Here is a 17,685-nt window from a genome sequence, read left to right on the forward strand (position 1 = left end):
ATGCTGCCCCGTTTTGAATTAAACTATCTGATGTTTGCGTTGTTACATCAGAAGCGCCAGCCTGCTGACAGCTTCAACTGACGTTTTCCGCCGTTAGTTGCCGCAGTCATATTTGGCTGCTGGAAGTTACTTTCATCAGGATTCAGATAGAACGTGTTGTAGTTATTTTCGTTAAACAGGTTCTGTACATCAAAACGAATCCAGGCGACGGAGTTTTCACTGATGTAATCTGTCGGGAAGTCTTTACTCAGTGCCAGATCAAAGCGTGAATAGTCACTGGCCGGTGGCTCTGCCCGGCGGAAAGCACACTGGTCATTTTCATCACACAGGGTGTATTGATAAATAGTTTCAGAAGACCAGGTGTATTTGGCAGTGAGCGCCACATTCCAGGGTAAGTCGTAAGAACCGGTAAGCACAACCCGGTGATCAGGTACGCCAACAGACTTGTTCCAGCCGTAATCGCTGACTGACTCATAGTCAAAAGCATAGACTTCACTGTAAACACGGTTTTCTTCCGCATCAGTAAAGGTGTAAGCGATGTTCACGCCCCAACCGTCTTTATGAGAACGGTTCAGTTTAAAGTAGAGGTTATTCGCGCGGGTTTCGCCGTCGTTAGTTCCGATGATCAAACTGCCCCAGCCCGGAATACCGTATCCCCAAGGTGAGCCCCAGTTAGTGCCTGGTTGAAAAAATTCGCCGTCTGGCAAGCGGTTGCCCAGCAGCCAGTTAAAGCCATTTTTACTCACCGTTCTGGCAATACTGATTTCTGAGTTCCAGTCACCGAACACACTGCGTACACCTAAACTCATTTGATCAGAGTATGGCATCTTCAAGTCGTTAGGCAGCAAATGACGGCTGCCTCTTACTTCCGTGCTGCTGATTAAAGAATCCAGTCCTGCCTGCGTGAGATAAACCGGATCCCATGCCACACAATTTGACGATGAAGCATCACACTGATTAGCACTGTCTCCCTGAAAGAAGTATTCCGCCGTAGCAAACGAACCGGAGCTTTGTTCCAGTTGCATAAAATCGAACTGATTACGATCATAGGAACGGCCATAGCCCCCGAACAGCATATGGTTACGGTCTTCATCCATCACATAACTGAAACCGAGACGGGGCTGCCATGCGCCGGTGAAGTATTCTCTCTCGCTGCCGGTACTGATGTAATTTTCAATATCAAAATTGGCGTTCTGAATGTTCTCCCAACCCCGCAAGGCATCGACTAATTCATCCGGTGTCTGATAGTCTTTGTAGCTCGGGGTTTCTTCGTAATCCCAGCGGATCCCGATATTCAGCGTTAACCTGTCAGTAACCTCCCAGTCATCCTGAATATAAATGCCGAACTGACGGTTTTTCGCTTCTACAGCACCTCCCACGGAATCGTCTGCCGGGATCCCCCACTGCACGCGATAGGGCTGCACGATGTCGAAGTTGCCCTGACCATTGAATTCAACGTTGTAGTAATACTGCGGATTAATTGGCTGTTGCTGTATGGTGCGTAATTCGATGTCTTTGTATTTAAAGCCGGCTTTAATCACGTGATAACCGTGCCAGTCCAGATCAAGCCAGGTGAAATCGTTTTGGATCCCCCACCCTTTCTGACCTTTTTCCTGATAGTCCTGCCCGCCGCCAACATTGATGATCGACTGCTGCGCTGCGGTTACTAAACGCATGCCGGGCTCATCAGTGAAAGCACGGGGATTCCAGGCAGCATCTTCATACGTCAGCCGGAATTCGTTCTGCCAGGCATCGGCTGTGTAGGTGTATTTCATGTGATAACGGTGATCTTTTACCTCGCGGTCCACACCGTATTCATAGGCATTGGCGCCGCCAAATCCGGATACATCACTTTCATCCCGTAATTTCACGGATAATTCCAGCGCCTGGTCAGCATTGATCATCCAGTCAATTTTGCCGAAAAACAGATCTTCCTCAAAATCAGAAGCAAAACGGCCGATCTGAGATGCGTATTCATCAGGCAAAGTGACAAAGTTAACCCCTTCTCCACCAATCACATCCTGAGGCTGGGCAATGGTTTTCTTCTCGTAAGATGCTAAAAAGTGCAGCTGATCTCTGATAATGGGGCCGGCAAAGGTTGCACCGGCGTGACGGATGAGTGAGCGGGTTTTCCCCTGCGTTTCGTTTGGTTCAGCCTCACGGAGTCCTTCATCGGTGTAGTCGACAAAGAAATCACCTTCAAATTCGTTGGTACCCGAACGGGTGACGGCAGTAATGGCTGTACTGCCTACCTGGTCATACTCGGCTTTGTAGTTTTGCGTAATCACCTTGTATTCGCCAATGGCACTTTGCGGGAACGGATTTCCACGGCTGGAGTCCTGACCGGTGACACCGCCTTTAAGGACATAATCTTTCTGGCTCACACCATCAAGAAACACGTTAACACTGCGCTGATGCTGAGCCCCGCCCCGCAGACTCACGCTGCCGTCGGAAGAGGTATTTACCTGCACGCCCGGCGCCAGATCGGCAAAGGCCAGAAAGTTACGGTTGTTCTGTGGCAGGCGCATCATCATTTCAGGGGTGATATTGGTGCCGATTTCTCCTCCGGAGAATGCCTCAATACGGGTACCGGACACCGTAATGACTTCCATATTGTCATCTCCGCTGGCTGCCACATCAAAATTCAGTCGCGCTGTTTGCCCTACGCGAAGAGTGATTTCTTCAACATCACCGTCCACGATAACCTGATAAGTACCGGGTTTCAGACCAACAAATACATAGGAACCATCTTCACGGGTGGTGGTTTCACTGACATATCCCCGTTTGGTATCACGGGCCATGACCTTCTTGCCGGCCAATGATTCTGTGGTGCTCTCTACTTTCCCCCGCAGGGTGGCTCCTTCAATCTGTGCCAGTGCCGGATAACTGCTGATCCCCGCTGAAGCGATGGCAATAGTCAGGGCGCTGTGCTTCAGCCAGTGTGGTGTCTTATTCATTGTGTCTCTCCATAAAATAGTGGCCGGCTTCATATCCACGCTCCATCTGTTGTGACCTGTTGCCGGTAACGCTCACTGAGCGGAGGATCTCTGTCCTTTTTTTGCTCAGCCTGGTCATGTCACTGTCGATACGCTTTCCCTGATTGCACAACTACCACTCTATGGAAACCGATTTCATCAACAAACCAATAAAACGCCGGATAGATCCAATAAATACCAGGTAAAAAGAATACGATCCGGCGTCTGGGATCCAAATCTACATTAGCCTTTAGTCTAAAGTCAAATACAAAAAATTAACAAATAAGGTTCACTAAAATATCCTGAAAACTCGACTTAAACATTAAAATACATAAACTTAGAGAAGTATTACTTTTATAAAAATGTTAATACGGATGATGTATTAGAGAGGTTCAAAAAACCGGCAGGTTGGAAGGAGAAGACAGGCGGGCACTAAACATTGCCGGAGAGTGCGGGAATCTTATTATGGTGGGATAAATCTGAGAATTTAAAACAAACTATTGATTTTTATTAACTTAAAAAATAAAGAGACAAACAATGAAACCGATTTCCATCACTTTTATTGCCTTTACTGTCCGGAACTGCCAAACTCACTGAAAATTATTACGTGCTGAAATACACAAAAGCTCAGTATCAACCGGTTTTTCCTTATCCCGACAACTCGCAGAACAAAGAGGATCAGGCTCATGAATAAACGTTTGCCGGCCCTGTCGAAAAGTGGCCACAAAGAACTGGCAATGAGTGATATCGCCAGCAAGGCCGGCGTCTGTAAAGCAACTGTGTCACGGGCGTTAAACACACCTGAGCGTGTAAGTGAAGCCACCCGTAATAAGGTGCTCGCCGTCGTCTCGGAAATGGGTTACACGCCGAACAAACTGGCTGCCGGATTGCGTCAGGGTAAGTCCCGAAATATCGCTATTATGCTGCCGGATATTACTAATCCCTATTTTTCTCCGGTTATCCGCAGTATCGAGAACGTTGCTCACCGGCGGGGCTATTCAGTGATCCTGAACGATACACAGGACAACCCGGTACTGGAAAAAACCTTTGCGGGTATGGTGAAGACCCGTCAGGTGGACGGCATCATCACGAATTCCAGCCGTATCCCCTTCGACATAGACCCGTCATTGCCCGTTGAAGAACAACTTCCTCCGCTGGTAAACGCATCTGAATTTACTGAAATTGACGGGATCCCCAAGGTAGGCGTAGACAATTACCGTATCGGCGTAGAAGCCACGGAACACTTACTCCGGCTGGGTCACCGTCAGATCGGGATCATAGCCGGCCCTGATTCTATTAACAGTTCCCGTTTGAGAGAAACCGGCTTTCGTGATGCGATGAAGCAGGCCGGCATTCCGGTTGACGGGCGCCTGCTGTACCACGGTGATTTTTCCAGCCAGTCAGGAGTCGAAGGCGTACACCGTTTGATGCAGCAGCGTAACCGGCCTACCGCCATCTTCTGCTTCGGAGATCTCGCTGCCATCGGCGCAATGCATGCTTTAAGGGAACTGGAATATTGCATACCCGACGATGTTTCGATTATCAGTGTGGACGGTATTGCTTTAGGTGAATACTGCGCGCCGCCCCTTACGACCATTGCCCAGCCAATGGAAGCGATTGGCGAAAAGATTGCACATATTCTGCTGGATTTAATTGACGGTAACAGGCCGGCAGAACTGTTGAATATTCTGCCCCATAAGCTGATAGTGAGGAAAAGTACCGGTCCCGTACCGCAACCCTGAATTCATTGCTGTAAGCGCCCGGCCGGTTGTACAAAGCAACTTATACCTGCTGTTCTTTACCTGCCAGCCCAAGGCGGTTTGCAGTGAGAAACAGCATTGCAATTACCGCGGCACCGCCCGCAACAGCGGCACTGAAATAGAAACTGGCTACCGGAGAAATGGCCCAGATTTGTCCGCCGGCAGCAACGCCCGCAGCCTGTCCGCCACCGATACATACAGCACAATATAATGCCTGCGCTTTGCCCTCATGGGCAGAGTGCACGCATTGTTTGAACAGCAACACCGCCACCGTATGAACCGCACTGAAAGACACGCCGTGGAGTAACTGCAATAAAGTGAGCTCTGCAACATTGCCTGCCTGCGTCCCTGTTCCCAACCAGCGAAAGGCTGTCAGAAACAGGCTCACCAGCAAAATGAACCGCAAACTGAAGCGGCGCATAAACCAGGGCATAGCAGCAAACATCAGTAATTCAGACGCAACAGCGACAGTCCACAGATTGCCGGTAACGGCCGCACTGATACCTTCCTGCTTGAGGAACAGACTGTAATAGCCGTAATAGCTGCCATGACTGAAGTTCACCAGAAAGAACACCACCAGCAACAACCACAGCACCGGGTTTTGCCAGATCCCGCCAGGCCGTGCCTGATTGCCGTCCGTTTGTTCCTTTACCGGCTGGTCACGGTTGACCAACGTCATCAACCACAATGTGAACAGCAAGCCGGCGACAATGTAAGGCAACAATGCCACAGAATAAAGATTGATGATCTGTCCGGTCAGCCAGACAGCGCTTAAGAAACCGAAAGACCCCCACAGCCTGATTCTGCCGTAACGGTGAGGATCTTTTCCCAGGTGATTCAGCGTGATAATTTCGAACTGGGCATTCAGCCCCTGCCAGCAGAACGCACTGGCACATACTGCCAGAACCAGCGCCCAGTAATGTTCAAAAAAAGCAAATACACACAGAAAAATCAGCGCTGCCGCTAAATTTCCGGCACGGATAACACGCAGGCGGGAAGATGCGCGGTCACACACCTCGCCCCACACGTAGGGAGCAATGAGGGTTGTCACCATCTGCAGTGCGGTGAGCTGTCCGGTCTGCCAGGCGCTGTAACCCAGCGACTCCATAAACAGCATCCAGTAAGGCAGCATGGTGCCGAGTACCGCACAGACAAAAAAATAAACCCCGGACAGCCGCCAGTAAGGCACGGCCGGTTCGGGGTTTCTGCTGGTAAACATCCTTGTTCAGACTCAGTGCTACGGGGTAGTGTTACTGAGTTTAATAGCGTCTTCGTTGATAACCCGCACTTCACGCTGCGGGAACGGGATCTCAATATCGTGTTCGCGGAGGGTTTCAAATACCATCAGCAGCAAGTCGCCGCCCACACGGTTCTGACCGTCATCCACACCTTCCATCCAGAACTCTACGAACATGTTAACGCCGGAGTCACCAAAGCTGTCGATTTCACAATCCGGCCGGTATTCAATTTCCACGTCATCGCCGCTGATCACCTGAGGATGTTCACTCACGGCATCTTTAATGATTTCAACCATGGAGCGGATATCCGTTCTGTAAGCAACAGAGAAATCAATCCGGTAACGTTGTTTGGAATCTTTGTGTGTCCAGTTTACCAGTAAAGAGTTGATGAACTTCTCGTTAGGCACCAGGATATCTTTACCGTCGTAAGTCTCCAGCACCGCATAACGCATTTTAAATTCACGGACAAACCCTTTGCTGCCGTCGTCCAGTTCAACGTAGTCACCGACAGTTAAAGAACGGTCGAGCAGGATAATAATACCGGAGATAAAGTTGGACGCGATGGACTGCAAACCAAGACCAAGACCCACACCCACAGCACCACCGAATACGGCCAGCGCAGTCAGGTTAATCCCCATGATATTGAGCAGCAACAGGAAGATAACGCAGAACAGCGCCACTTCGAACAGCTTGGCAAACACTTCCTTAGTGGTGACATCCAGCTTCTTATGGTTGCGGATAATATCCTTGCCCATGGAGTTTGAAGCACGGCCAAGCCAGAACAGTAAAATACCGAAAATAAGCACACGGGCGATACCGTAGGCAGAAACATCAACGTTACCCACGCTGAAAGAAACCGTTTGCAGTGCGCCGATAACTTTAGGCAACACGTTAATCAGATGAAGGAAAACAATGGGGATCCCCACCCAGCGTAGAAACGTCGCTATCCCTTTATTGGAAACGAATTCACGTATGCAGGAATGAATGAATATCAGCACAGCGATAACTACTGCGATTTCCAGCAGCCATGCATCCAGCTGATATTGTTTGCCCAGTACCGAAGTCAGTTTCAGTAAGGTGATAGTAATAATAGGGAATAATGTGCCGCCGAGGCGATACACAAACATTTGCAGTGAGTGTGCGCCTTCTTTCGGCTCCTGCCGTGTCAGCACAAACAAACTGCGGATCTTCCTTGATACCAGCCATCCCACCAAATAAATCGCCAGCAACGCAGCAACCTGATACAGGAAACCGGGGCTTACCACCGCTTCCTGTAAGTGCTGAAACTGACTTTGTAACTCTGCAACAAAATTTTCCATCAAGTAACCTGTTTGAGGATTTTTAACGGGCTTGTTGTATCGTCATTTACCGGTGGGGTAAAGCTTTTCCTTATATTATTTCAATGTTCTGCAACCAGTGCACTGAGTTCTGATTTAAGGATATTCTTCCTGACCTTTCCGGCACCAGTACGGGGTAATGCGTCCAGCAACCGGACATGTTTGGGCAATTTATAGCGGGCCAGCCCTTTTTCCATTTCCCGTAATAAGCCTTCCTTATCAAAAGACTCATGACTCACCGAGGGCACCACAAACAAACATCCGGATTCTCCCCACTTTTCATCCGGTACGCCAATCAGCGCACATTCCAGTATTTGCGGGAACCGCAGTGCCACAGCCTCAACTTCAGCGGGATACACATTCTCGCCGCCGGAGATGAACATATCTTTGATGCGATCCACAATGCGGATATAGCCGTCCTCGTCGCTTACGCCAATATCACCGGTCTGAAACCAGCCGTCAGGTGTAAAACTGCGTTCATAAGCACGGTGGTTCTTCCAGACATCCACAAACAGGTTCGCCCCTTTGATCTGTATTTCACCGGCTTCACCAAATGCCACCGGCTGATTACCCGGTCCGGTCAGCCGCACATCAATACGGTGTGTAGGTAACCCGACGTAACCGGCTTTCTGATCGATTATACGCATATCAAAGCTCATCCCTAGCACGGTGCCGGCCTCACTCATGCCATAGCCGTCCACGATGGGAATGCCATCATTTAACCACGCTTTGATCTGTACTTCCGGATGCGGCGCACCGCCCGTCAGCAGCGCTTTCAGTCCTGTCATTTTTGACGCATCAAAATGTGCCAGTTGACGAAGGGCATTGGCCATTTGGGGTACACAGAAATAATGACTGACCGCCAAATCCGGATCACACAAGCGGTCAAAGGTGCGTGCCGGCTCGAATCCGTCAGAAATGATTAACCGCCCACCGAAGTATAGCGCCGGACGCACACAGGAAATCAGGCCGATGACATGGAACATGGGGGTCTCGCACAAAAAGGTACTGTGTTCGTCCACATGTCCCAGCAGCGCCATATTCTGCGTGGTTTCCATGATGGTTTCTTCGGTATGTACAATTCCTTTCGGTAACCCTGTTGTGCCTGACGTGTACAGGATAAGTGAAGGCGCTTCAGCGTTCTCGTTACCGGTAGCAGATGGCGTAAGTTCGCTGACCAAATCAGGCAATGTGGAGAGTGCCACATAGGGCAAACCGGTACGGTCAGCCTCTTTATCGCCACATACCAGCGAAGGCTCGCAATCATCCAGTAATTGCATTAATTCTTCCTGAGACAAACGCCAGTTCAGAGGAACAAATAATACCCCTGCCCGTCCGCAAGCCAGATGCAGCGCCACGGTTTCAGCAGAATTTCTCGCCAGACAAACCAGCCTGTCGCCCTTATACACACCTTGTTGTGACAACCAGGTCACCAGGCGGGAAACGAAACCGTCCCACGCCTCATATGTCCAGCGACGCTGCGAGGTAATGTCGTACACCGCTTCGTCTCCGGGACGCAGACGGGCCTGAAAAGAGAGAAAATCCATGCTGCTCACTCCGCTTACTTCTGCTGACTCTTATCGTATGCACCCAGACCTGGTTTATAGGTCTTATCATCAATAAACTGCTTGATACCTTCTTTGCGGCCATCGTTATCGAAGCTGTTTGCCGCTTCCTGAGCACGTACCAGATAGTCTTCCGCATTGTCGTAAGTCATTTCTTTCACGCGGCGGATGGCATCTTTGGTGGCTTTCAGGGCGACCGGATTCTTGCCTTTCAGCACATCACAAACCGCCTGAACACGGGCTTTCAGCTCACTCAGCGGTACCGCTTCGTTAACCAGTCCCCACTCTGCCGCAGTTTTACCGTCAATGTTCTCACCCATCATGGCGTGGTACATGGCTTTACGCAGTGGCAGCAAATCAGCCACGACCTTACTGGCACCGCCGCCCGGCAAAATACCCCAGTTAATTTCACTTAAACCGAATGTGGCTTCTTCGGCCGCAAAAGCGAGATCACATCCGAATAACGGACCGTACGCGCCGCCAAAACACCAGCCATTGATCATGGCAACCGTTGGCTTGTGGTACCAGCGCAGACGGCGCCACCAGCCGTAAGCTTCTGACTGCGCTCTGCGAGTTGCGCCCAGGCCTTTCGCTTCGTTTTCACGGAAATATTCTTTTAAGTCCATGCCTGCACTCCAGGAAGTGCCTTCCCCGGTCAGTACCAGCACGGCTACATCGTCGCTGTACTCCAGCTCATCCAGTACCCGCATCATTTGGCGGTTCAGCGCCGGATTCATGCAATTGCGTTTTTCCGGACGGTTCAGGGCAACCCACGCCACCCCGTTTTCGATTGTCACCGCTACGGTGTTTGCTTCCTGATTATCTGTACTCACAATCATTCCTTACTCAAAACGATAAAATTCAATGCTTTTAAAAAAATTTAAATGGGATAGTGGCCGGGTTCAGTTTCCACAGTGATCCAGCGCAGTTCTGTAAACTGATCGATACCGGCTTTGCCGCCAAAGCGTCCGTAACCGGAGGCACCCACACCGCCGAAGGGCATTTGCGCTTCGTCATGCACGGTAGGGCCATTCACGTGGCAAATACCGGACTGAATTTTTCCGGCGACTTTCATGCCCCGTGCTGCATCGCGGGTGAATACCGCCGCACTCAGTCCGTACTCAGAATCGTTGGCAACACGTACTGCATCCGCTTCGTCTTTTGCACGGATCATCGCCACTACCGGACCGAAGCTTTCTTCACTGTAAATCGCCATGTCAGCGGTAACTTTATCCAGCACCGTGGCCGGCATCAGTACCGATGTCGCTTTACCGCCGGTAAGGATCACAGCACCTTTGCTGACCGCGTCGTCAATCAGCCCGTTAACCTTTTCAACAGTTTTCTGATCAATTACCGCACCCAACGGAGTGTTGCCTTCACGGGGATCGCCGGTTTTCATGGTGGATACTTTCGCTGCCAGCTTGTCGGCAAAGGCATCAGCCACCGCATCCACCACAACCAGGCGCTCGGTAGACATACAGATCTGACCCTGATTCATGAACGCACCGAAGGAAGCCGCTTTTACCGCTTCGTCAAGATCAGCATCGTCCAGCACCAGCATGGGGGCTTTACCACCCAGCTCCAGCAAGCAGGGCTTCAGATGTTCTGCTGCCCGTTTTGCGATAATGCGGCCCACGGCGGTTGAACCGGTGAAGTTAATGCGTTTTACCTGTTTGGCATCAATCAGCGCGCCCACAACATCAGCGGCATCTTCCGGCGCATTGGTGACGATATTCACTGTATTTTCAGGGAATCCTGCTTCTGCCAGCGCTTCGATGATCAGCGAGTGAGTGCGCGGGCACACTTCCGATGCTTTTAAGATCACCGCATTGCCGCAGGCAAGTGCAGTTGAAATGGCGCGAACGCCCAGAATAATTGGCGCATTCCAGGGAGCAATTCCCAAAATTACACCTACCGGAACACGCTGAGCCATGGCAACACAACCCGGTTTGTCAGAAGGGATAACTTCACCGCTGATTTGTGTAGTCAGTGAGGCGGCTTCTCGCAGCATAGAAGTTGCTAACATCAGGTTAAACATGGCCCAGCCTGCAGTGGCGCCTGTTTCTTCCATCATGGCTTTGACGAAATCGTCTTTCTTACCTTCAAGTGCAATGGCAGCCTGAGACAGGATGGCACGGCGCTGGTTAGGGCCAAAACCAGACCAGATTTCAAAGCCTTGCTGCGCTTGTTCTGCAACAGCCTGCATTTGTGCACCTTTCATTGCCGGTGCCTCACTGGCAACTTCGCCGGTGAGCGGGTTTAAGCGGGTAAAGTTCATCATCACTCCGTTTTCCGGTGGATTAGTTATTTTGTGACGGCAGACAAAGAAGAATGCGTTGCTGTTCCCCGTCCGCCCTGTTTGTTGTTTAAGAAATATATCGCCAGTGTGGCTACCAGCGCGCCGGTGCCCATGGCAATGGCAACACCCTGCAGGCTGACACCATTTGTGAAAAGTAGTCCGGCAACCACCGGGCTCAACGCCGCACCACCGCGTCCGATGCCAATAACCACGCCCGTGCCGCTTGCCCGCACGTTTGCGGGGAAAGCCTGTGCCATCAGTCCGTAAAGCCCGACAACACCGGCATTAGTGAAAAACCCTGTTGCTGCGGAAACCAGCGCCAGCGTGCTTAAGTCGCTGTAGCCAATGCCGAATACCGACACCATCACGAAAGCCAGAATGAGTACCGGTATCATGGTGAGGCGCAAATTCAGCTTGCTGGTAAGCAGTCCCAGTAAGATGGCACCTACCGCACCGCCCAGGTTTGCCCACACCAGAACCTGACCGGCCTGTGCAGCACCAAAGCCCATGTCCACCACAATTTTCGGGATCCACTTGAGAATGAAATAGAACGTCATGATTTGTGCAAAGTACGCCACCATTAACAGCAGCGTGAGCTTGCGCATTTCAGGCGAAAACAGGGTGCTGTAACTGGATTTTTTGGCTGATATAGCCGGCGCGGGCAATGCATCCAGCAGAGGCTTTTTCATGCGCGCGAGCATGTGATTCACTTTGTCCAGCGTGTTTTCTTTCGGATGATTAACCATGTACAGCAGCGATTCCGGCAGCCAGAACGCCACCACCAGCATAAACAGGCCGGTAATGCTGCCGCCGAAAATAAATACGGCACGCCAGGTGTGAGTTTCCAGTAGCATAGAGGCAATACTGCCGCCAAGCACTGCGCCGATGGGATAGCCGGTGGCCATGATAATGACGCAAAGGTTACGGCTTTTCTTATTCGCAAATTCCGATACCATGGCGTTTGTAGAAGCCAGCATACCGCCAATTCCCAAACCGGTAATGAAGCGGATGATCAACAGTGTCATTACGCTATCGACAAATGCCGCACCAAACATGCCAGCGGTCATCAGCACCAGACAAAACTGTATCGTGGGTTTGCGGCCAAACTTATCGGCAATGCCGCCCAGAAAAATAGAACCGAAGGCCATACCCACCAGCTCCATGGCCAGCACCACACCCAGTTCGGCACGGTTAATCCCCCACTCTGCCGCAATTCCCGGCGAAGCAAAGCTGATAGCCAGAACATCAAAGCCATCCAGCGCATTTAGAGAGATACAAATGATAATTGCCACCCACTGCACAGGGCTCAGTTTGGAATCATCAAGAATTGCGGTTAAAGACATAGTGACCATCCTCTAAGTCACTTACGCAAAAAGAAAATAAGGCGTCACGCGTAAATGACTTGTGTAATCGTTAAACATGATATTAACAATTAAACACATTCTGAGAATGGCATAAAGTGACTAATTACTTTGCAAAAAGTGACACTCTATATTTTATGCAAAGAATATTAAGCTTCGCTGTCAGTCAGAAGCTGTTGTCTGAAGTCTCGGGGCGACTGTCCGGTCCAGTTCCGGAAGGCTCTGGTGAAAACGGCAGGGTCGGAATAACCAACTTTTTCTGCCACTTCATTGATACGTAATCCCTGCTGTCCAAGAAAAAATATGGCCTTATCCCTTCTTACCACATCTTTCAATTGCTGAAATGAGGTGCCTTCGTCTTTCAGTTTGCGCATCAGAGTACGGGTTGTCATGTGCAACTTGTCTGCACAATGTTCTATTGTGCCAGTGCCATTCGACATGGCTTTACTCAAAATAAGCTTGAGTTCTGTCGCCAGGCTGTAATCAGCTTTATATTGACGAAATAACTCGAGAGGACAGCGGGACATGAACGCCTTTAACGACGCTGCGTTTTGCTTTACCGGCCGCTCCAGATAGTGGACAGGGAAAACTAAAGCAAGTTCAGTATGGTTAAACCGGTGAACGCCGGGAAATAAATAATGATACTCGCCAATATGGTTAGGCGGCGGATAGGGAAAGCGGGTTTCCGTTAGAGGAAGAATGTCAGAAATCAGCCAGGACGCATAGCGGTGCCAGGCCAGCAAACAAATTTCAGCAAAAAGATGGTCCGGATCAAGGTGGATTTCCGTGGGCCTGATGACCAGCCGGACAACGTCTTTATCTTTGTGAAGGGTGATAAAATCATCATCTGTGAGCAGATTATAAAAGCGTGCCCCCAAGGCCAGCGCCTGCCCCAGCGACGACTTCTGAACCGTCAGCTGCCCCATCATGTAGTAGGAGCCGGACTTCAGCCGGTAGCCGGACAACCCCATACTTTCATCACCGAGGTCGTCCCAGATAAGCTTTTGAAAAAGCGCCAGCTTTTCAGCCGGCACCCGCTGATCCGGTTTATCAACCACAGATTCCGTTAAGCCGGTTAATTCAAGCAGGCGTGCACTGTCTACGCCGCGCTCTGCCGCAGCATGATAGAGCGCTGTGACGTAGTGATTCGATGCACTGCCATACTCAAAATGTCTTTTCACCGGCAAAACCTTCTCTGGTGGCCTTCAGCTTTAGTGACTTTCAGGTGTTTTACACACGTAACTGTCTGCATCACTCACGTCGCCTTCCCCTTTATAGGTGGTTACCGACGGATACGGACAAAGGGGACGGGGTTCCTCTGGCATGCTCTCACCCCAGGCAACAACGGAGTCAGGCTTGTCGCCTTTTTCAACCCAGTCTACCAGTGAAGTAAGCATATCGAACTGATCCAGCGCCTGTTCACCGCCACGACAATGACCCATTCCCGGAACAAAGTAAAACTGTGACCAGTGGCTGACCTGTTCATAGCCACCGTTTTGCGCCACCATGTCGTTGAAATAGCCTAAGGTATCTTTGGCCGAAAACCAGGGATCGCTGACACCATGGAAGAACATCAGTTTGTTTTCTTCAACAACGAAGGTCGACAAGTTGGTCAGCGTGGCATTGCCGGGCTCCAGGGGAAATCCGTCAGCGATGGCCAGTTCCCGGTCAATATCAAACGGCTCATCAATGCGGGCCCGCCCTAATGGACCAGGCTGAGCAGACAGTAACCCCGGAGCAGAACGTGCCGGTTTATCGTCGATGCCGGTATCAAAGAAAAATCCCGGATACACGTTATTACCGTTGCTGTCTACAGGACCGTTAAATGCTGTCACCAGACCTTCGGCTTCCTCTGTTGTTAAACAGGAATCACTGTGCTGTTGCCCGTCGCAAATCATTTTACCGGGGTCAAATCCACACTGCTCCACCGCAAAAATCAATCCATCTTCACGGCCGTCCAAACCATCACATTGCGCCAGCAGTGCCTGCTCAATGGCTTTTTGTTTCTTGTCACTGAAAGGAGGCTGATTGTTTCCACTCAGTGCACGTAATGTTTTCGCCACATACAAATCTGCAATTTCTGAGTAATTCGTTTGTCTGGCCGGTGCACCTGCAATAATACCATCAAATAAATCAGGGAAGCGTTGCGACATGGTCATAGCTTCACGCCCGCCTGTTGAACACCCGACAAAATAATTGGTCTGCGCCGGCTGCGAATACACTCCGGTGATCAACTGTGAAACCAGCTTTGCGGTTTTCGACACAGCACCGGAGTAAAAGTTAAGTAACGCCTGCTGATCTTCAAAAAATAAAGGATCGAACACTGTATCAGACTGGTGCCCGCTGTCTGTACTGGCGACGGCAAAGCCACGGAACAGCGCAGGCGTATCACCGGCAGCCAGCGCCCCTAAGGGTTCGCGGATCAGGCCGTTTAAGCCGCCACCGCCCTGAAACAGAAACCGGCCATTCCAGTCAAAAGGCAAGTTCAAACCAAAACCAATTGCGTAGTCTTTCCCCTTTACGCCCTTGCGTTTTTCAAACTCACCGGTGATCTGACAGTAAGGCACAAAAGCCTTTGCCTGCGCCGGTTGTAATTGTGATTCAAGTGCCGATACCGACGTCACCGCTTTAACTGACGTTAACGATACACCTTCCGGCAACACCAGCGACGCTTTCAAAGCAGCGCATGTTCCGGCGTTTAATTGTCCGGCAACGCCATTGTCCGCTATTGCTGCAGGCAAGTTGCAAAACAATGCGGCACCAGCCGCAAGGCTAACCATAAATTTCATTCGATCCCTCCGCAAAAAGCTGCGGCAGCACGCTATGACTGCCGCACACAGTTAAAATGTATAATTGACGTCGATACCAAAGGTACGGGGTGCACCATAGAATTCAGTATTGTTGCTGAGCTGCTGCCCGGACACATACTCTTCGTCTGTTAAGTTACGTCCCCATGCATTCACACGCCAGTTTCCTGTTTCGTAGGTTACCATGGCGGAAAGCAGTCCCCGGTCGGCCAGTAAATCAGTTTCCGGGTCGTAAATCAGATTCGTCCATTGTTCATCTATCCACGCGTAATTTAATCTGGGTGACAGTAATGCACCATCAGATAATTCAATGGCATATTCAATACCCACGGTAAAGCTCTTTTCCGGCGCATACAGGTTTGGACCTGCGCCGGCAGCCACCAGGAACGGCGTGTAATCAAAGCATGTTCCACTGCTGGCATCCTGTCCTGCGCTGCACTGAGGCAACGACGGAGAACCGGATTCACGGGTGTTAACAATTGGCTGAGTGGGCTCCATTTCTGAGTCAATGAAGGAGCCGGCGAAATCAATGGTGAGGTTATCAAGATAGATATCCAGCGCAAACTCCAGCCCGGCGATACTGGCATCAGCAATGTTGTACACATCTGAACGGCCGGTGGTCACATCAATATTCGTGTTCTGGAAGTTTTTGTAATCATTATTAAATACTGCCACCGAAGCACTCACCGTATCGTCAAACAGGCGTCCTTTCCAGCCACCTTCAATGGATATCACTGTTTCTTTGTCGAACACAGAGGTTTCTGAATTAATACCGCCGGGCTTGTACCCTCTGGCAATATAGCCATAGAAACTGTGATTTCTTGAAGGCGTATAGTTCACCGATACCTTGCCCAGAATATCATCATCTTCGTAGTTTCCGGAGATGGTGGCTACCTTCACCCCATCCGGAGCGATGATACCTCTGCCCACCACCACGCCACTTTGCGGGTCGGCTGAGCCTTCAAACCAGGCTTTACGTAGTCCGAATTCGGTTTGCCAGCGATCCGAGAAGCGGTAACTCACCTGCCCGAATACACCTTTTATAACTTTCTGATTCTGAATGTCGATTTCTACCGGGAACGGGCCGTTATCAATATCCACCAGCACTTCATTCTTCTGATAATAAGCACCGGCAACCCAGGTAAAATCCTTGCCGTCAGGTGAAATCAAGTTCAGCTCATGACTCACCTGATCTTCTTTTACAAACTGGCTGCGCGTACTCACATCCAGCTCTGTGGCATCGTAGTCATAAATATTATCAATCTCTTTTTCCTGCGTGCCGCTTAACCATTTCACAGACAGTCCGTTATCAAACCGGTGGGAGATATCCAGTAACAGGCTGTCAGCCGACTCCTCGTTTTGCGATGGTGTGTTGTAGGCTAAATCCCTGATTGAGCCCGTACGCCCCTCAGAATACGCTGTGCCTTCGATGGGGCGGTATGCAAAACCGCCGGCAGACTTATCTGAGGTTTCGTATTTTACGTATATGTCAGTGCTGTCGAGGGGTGACCAGGCCAGACCGAGTCGCGCGCTAGTTTCATCCAGACTGCCCGCATCGGTGTCGACGCTGCCTGTGCTGTTGTAAAAACTGTCGCGGTTTTTGTAGTTCACCGCAACCCGCGCGGCGAAGGTATCCGATACCGGCAGATTCACCGCTGCGCGGGCATTGCGCGATGCATAATTACCGATCCCCAGCATCACGTTGCCGTCGAAATCACCGCCGATTTCCGGTCTGCGGGAAGTCACCATAATGGCACCGCCCGTTGAATTTGAACCGGCAAACGTACCCTGCGGACCACGCAGCACCTGAATATTCGCCACATCATAGAAATTCAGCGTGCTCACGATAGGCGGTTGGAACAAACCGTCAATGTAGGTACCCACACCGTTAGTCACGTCGGGATCACCACTTGCCAGGCCAATACCGCGGATATTCACCGACTGGGTTAACCCGGCATCAGTGATGGTTAATCCGGGTGATGCAAAGGGCAGATCGTCCAGACGCGACACCGCTTTTTTCTCCAGTTGTTTTGCTGACAGCACGGTCATTGAGGTAGGAATATCCTGTACCCGTTTAATTCTGCGTTCGGATTTTACCGTGATGACTTCCACGTCATCGGCATCTGAAGCGGTATCTGTTTCCTGAGCGAATGAAATACTGGTAAAACCTGCCAGCCCCGCCACAACGGCAAGGTTGAGCAGATTACGGGTCGATTTTATTTTTGTAGTGTTCAGAAGGTACATGCTTTTAGTCCTTTTGCCTTATTTAAGATGGGATCTGTCAACAGGAAACAGACAACCGTCAAAAACCAAATAACAAGCAAATGTTATTTTTTTGTTTCA

General features: G+C 50.5%; 11 protein-coding genes. 1 reads left to right on the top strand and 10 read right to left on the bottom strand.

What is annotated here, in order from left to right:
- Nucleotides 1-47: 47 nt before the first annotated feature.
- Nucleotides 48-2,957 (bottom strand): TonB-dependent receptor domain-containing protein, encoded by a 2,910-nt coding sequence (locus tag AC4PME_RS01125; RefSeq protein WP_491044480.1) that lies wholly within the window; start codon nucleotides 2,955-2,957, stop codon nucleotides 48-50.
- Nucleotides 2,958-3,661: 704 nt separating this feature from the next.
- Between AC4PME_RS01125 and AC4PME_RS01130 the strand changes: the two genes are divergently transcribed.
- A complete protein-coding gene (locus tag AC4PME_RS01130; RefSeq protein ID WP_491044479.1) occupies nucleotides 3,662-4,717 on the top strand; it encodes a LacI family DNA-binding transcriptional regulator in 1,056 nt (351 codons plus the stop codon).
- A 40-nt stretch (nucleotides 4,718-4,757) separates the two neighbouring features.
- Here the strand turns inward: AC4PME_RS01130 and AC4PME_RS01135 are convergent, their stop codons facing one another.
- The 9 genes from AC4PME_RS01135 to AC4PME_RS01175 all read right to left on the bottom strand — a co-directional run bounded on the left by AC4PME_RS01135 (nucleotide 4,758) and on the right by AC4PME_RS01175 (nucleotide 17,586).
- A complete protein-coding gene (locus AC4PME_RS01135; protein WP_491044478.1) occupies nucleotides 4,758-5,954 on the bottom strand; it encodes an MFS transporter in 1,197 nt (398 codons plus the stop codon).
- An 18-nt stretch (nucleotides 5,955-5,972) separates the two neighbouring features.
- Nucleotides 5,973-7,292, bottom strand: a complete 1,320-nt coding sequence (locus AC4PME_RS01140; RefSeq protein WP_491044477.1) for a mechanosensitive ion channel family protein — start codon at nucleotides 7,290-7,292, stop codon at nucleotides 5,973-5,975.
- A gap of 80 nt (nucleotides 7,293-7,372) precedes the next feature.
- Nucleotides 7,373-8,857 carry an AMP-binding protein gene (locus tag AC4PME_RS01145; protein WP_491044476.1) on the bottom strand — a complete coding sequence of 495 codons (1,485 nt, stop codon included), beginning with the start codon at nucleotides 8,855-8,857 and terminating at the stop codon, nucleotides 7,373-7,375.
- 14 nt (nucleotides 8,858-8,871) lie between these two features.
- Nucleotides 8,872-9,708, bottom strand: coding sequence for a p-hydroxycinnamoyl CoA hydratase/lyase (locus AC4PME_RS01150; protein ID WP_491044475.1), 837 nt, complete (start codon nucleotides 9,706-9,708; stop codon nucleotides 8,872-8,874).
- Nucleotides 9,709-9,755: 47 nt separating this feature from the next.
- Nucleotides 9,756-11,156, bottom strand: coding sequence for an aldehyde dehydrogenase (locus AC4PME_RS01155; RefSeq protein WP_491044591.1), 1,401 nt, complete (start codon nucleotides 11,154-11,156; stop codon nucleotides 9,756-9,758).
- A gap of 23 nt (nucleotides 11,157-11,179) precedes the next feature.
- Nucleotides 11,180-12,517: an MFS transporter gene (locus AC4PME_RS01160; RefSeq protein WP_491044474.1), complete on the bottom strand. Its 1,338-nt coding sequence runs from the start codon at nucleotides 12,515-12,517 to the stop codon at nucleotides 11,180-11,182.
- A gap of 167 nt (nucleotides 12,518-12,684) precedes the next feature.
- Nucleotides 12,685-13,716: an AraC family transcriptional regulator gene (locus AC4PME_RS01165; protein WP_491044473.1), complete on the bottom strand. Its 1,032-nt coding sequence runs from the start codon at nucleotides 13,714-13,716 to the stop codon at nucleotides 12,685-12,687.
- A gap of 30 nt (nucleotides 13,717-13,746) precedes the next feature.
- Nucleotides 13,747-15,324, bottom strand: coding sequence for a tannase/feruloyl esterase family alpha/beta hydrolase (locus tag AC4PME_RS01170; protein WP_491044472.1), 1,578 nt, complete (start codon nucleotides 15,322-15,324; stop codon nucleotides 13,747-13,749).
- A 51-nt stretch (nucleotides 15,325-15,375) separates the two neighbouring features.
- Nucleotides 15,376-17,586, bottom strand: coding sequence for a TonB-dependent receptor (locus AC4PME_RS01175; protein ID WP_491044471.1), 2,211 nt, complete (start codon nucleotides 17,584-17,586; stop codon nucleotides 15,376-15,378).
- Nucleotides 17,587-17,685: the final 99 nt, after the last annotated feature.

The sequence above is a fragment of the Alteromonas sp. genome (assembly GCF_984505615.1).

Excerpts from the sequence above, each read along its gene's own strand:
- AC4PME_RS01125 (WP_491044480.1), bottom strand. The coding sequence starts at position 2,957 with ATGAATAAGACACCACACTGGCTGAAGCACAGCGCCCTGACTATTGCC.
- AC4PME_RS01130 (WP_491044479.1), top strand. The coding sequence starts at position 3,662 with ATGAATAAACGTTTGCCGGCCCTGTCGAAAAGTGGCCACAAAGAACTG.
- AC4PME_RS01135 (WP_491044478.1), bottom strand. The coding sequence starts at position 5,954 with ATGTTTACCAGCAGAAACCCCGAACCGGCCGTGCCTTACTGGCGGCTG.
- AC4PME_RS01140 (WP_491044477.1), bottom strand. The coding sequence starts at position 7,292 with ATGGAAAATTTTGTTGCAGAGTTACAAAGTCAGTTTCAGCACTTACAG.
- AC4PME_RS01145 (WP_491044476.1), bottom strand. The coding sequence starts at position 8,857 with ATGGATTTTCTCTCTTTTCAGGCCCGTCTGCGTCCCGGAGACGAAGCG.
- AC4PME_RS01155 (WP_491044591.1), bottom strand. The coding sequence starts at position 11,156 with ATGATGAACTTTACCCGCTTAAACCCGCTCACCGGCGAAGTTGCCAGT.
- AC4PME_RS01160 (WP_491044474.1), bottom strand. The coding sequence starts at position 12,517 with ATGTCTTTAACCGCAATTCTTGATGATTCCAAACTGAGCCCTGTGCAG.
- AC4PME_RS01170 (WP_491044472.1), bottom strand. The coding sequence starts at position 15,324 with ATGAAATTTATGGTTAGCCTTGCGGCTGGTGCCGCATTGTTTTGCAAC.
- AC4PME_RS01175 (WP_491044471.1), bottom strand. The coding sequence starts at position 17,586 with ATGTACCTTCTGAACACTACAAAAATAAAATCGACCCGTAATCTGCTC.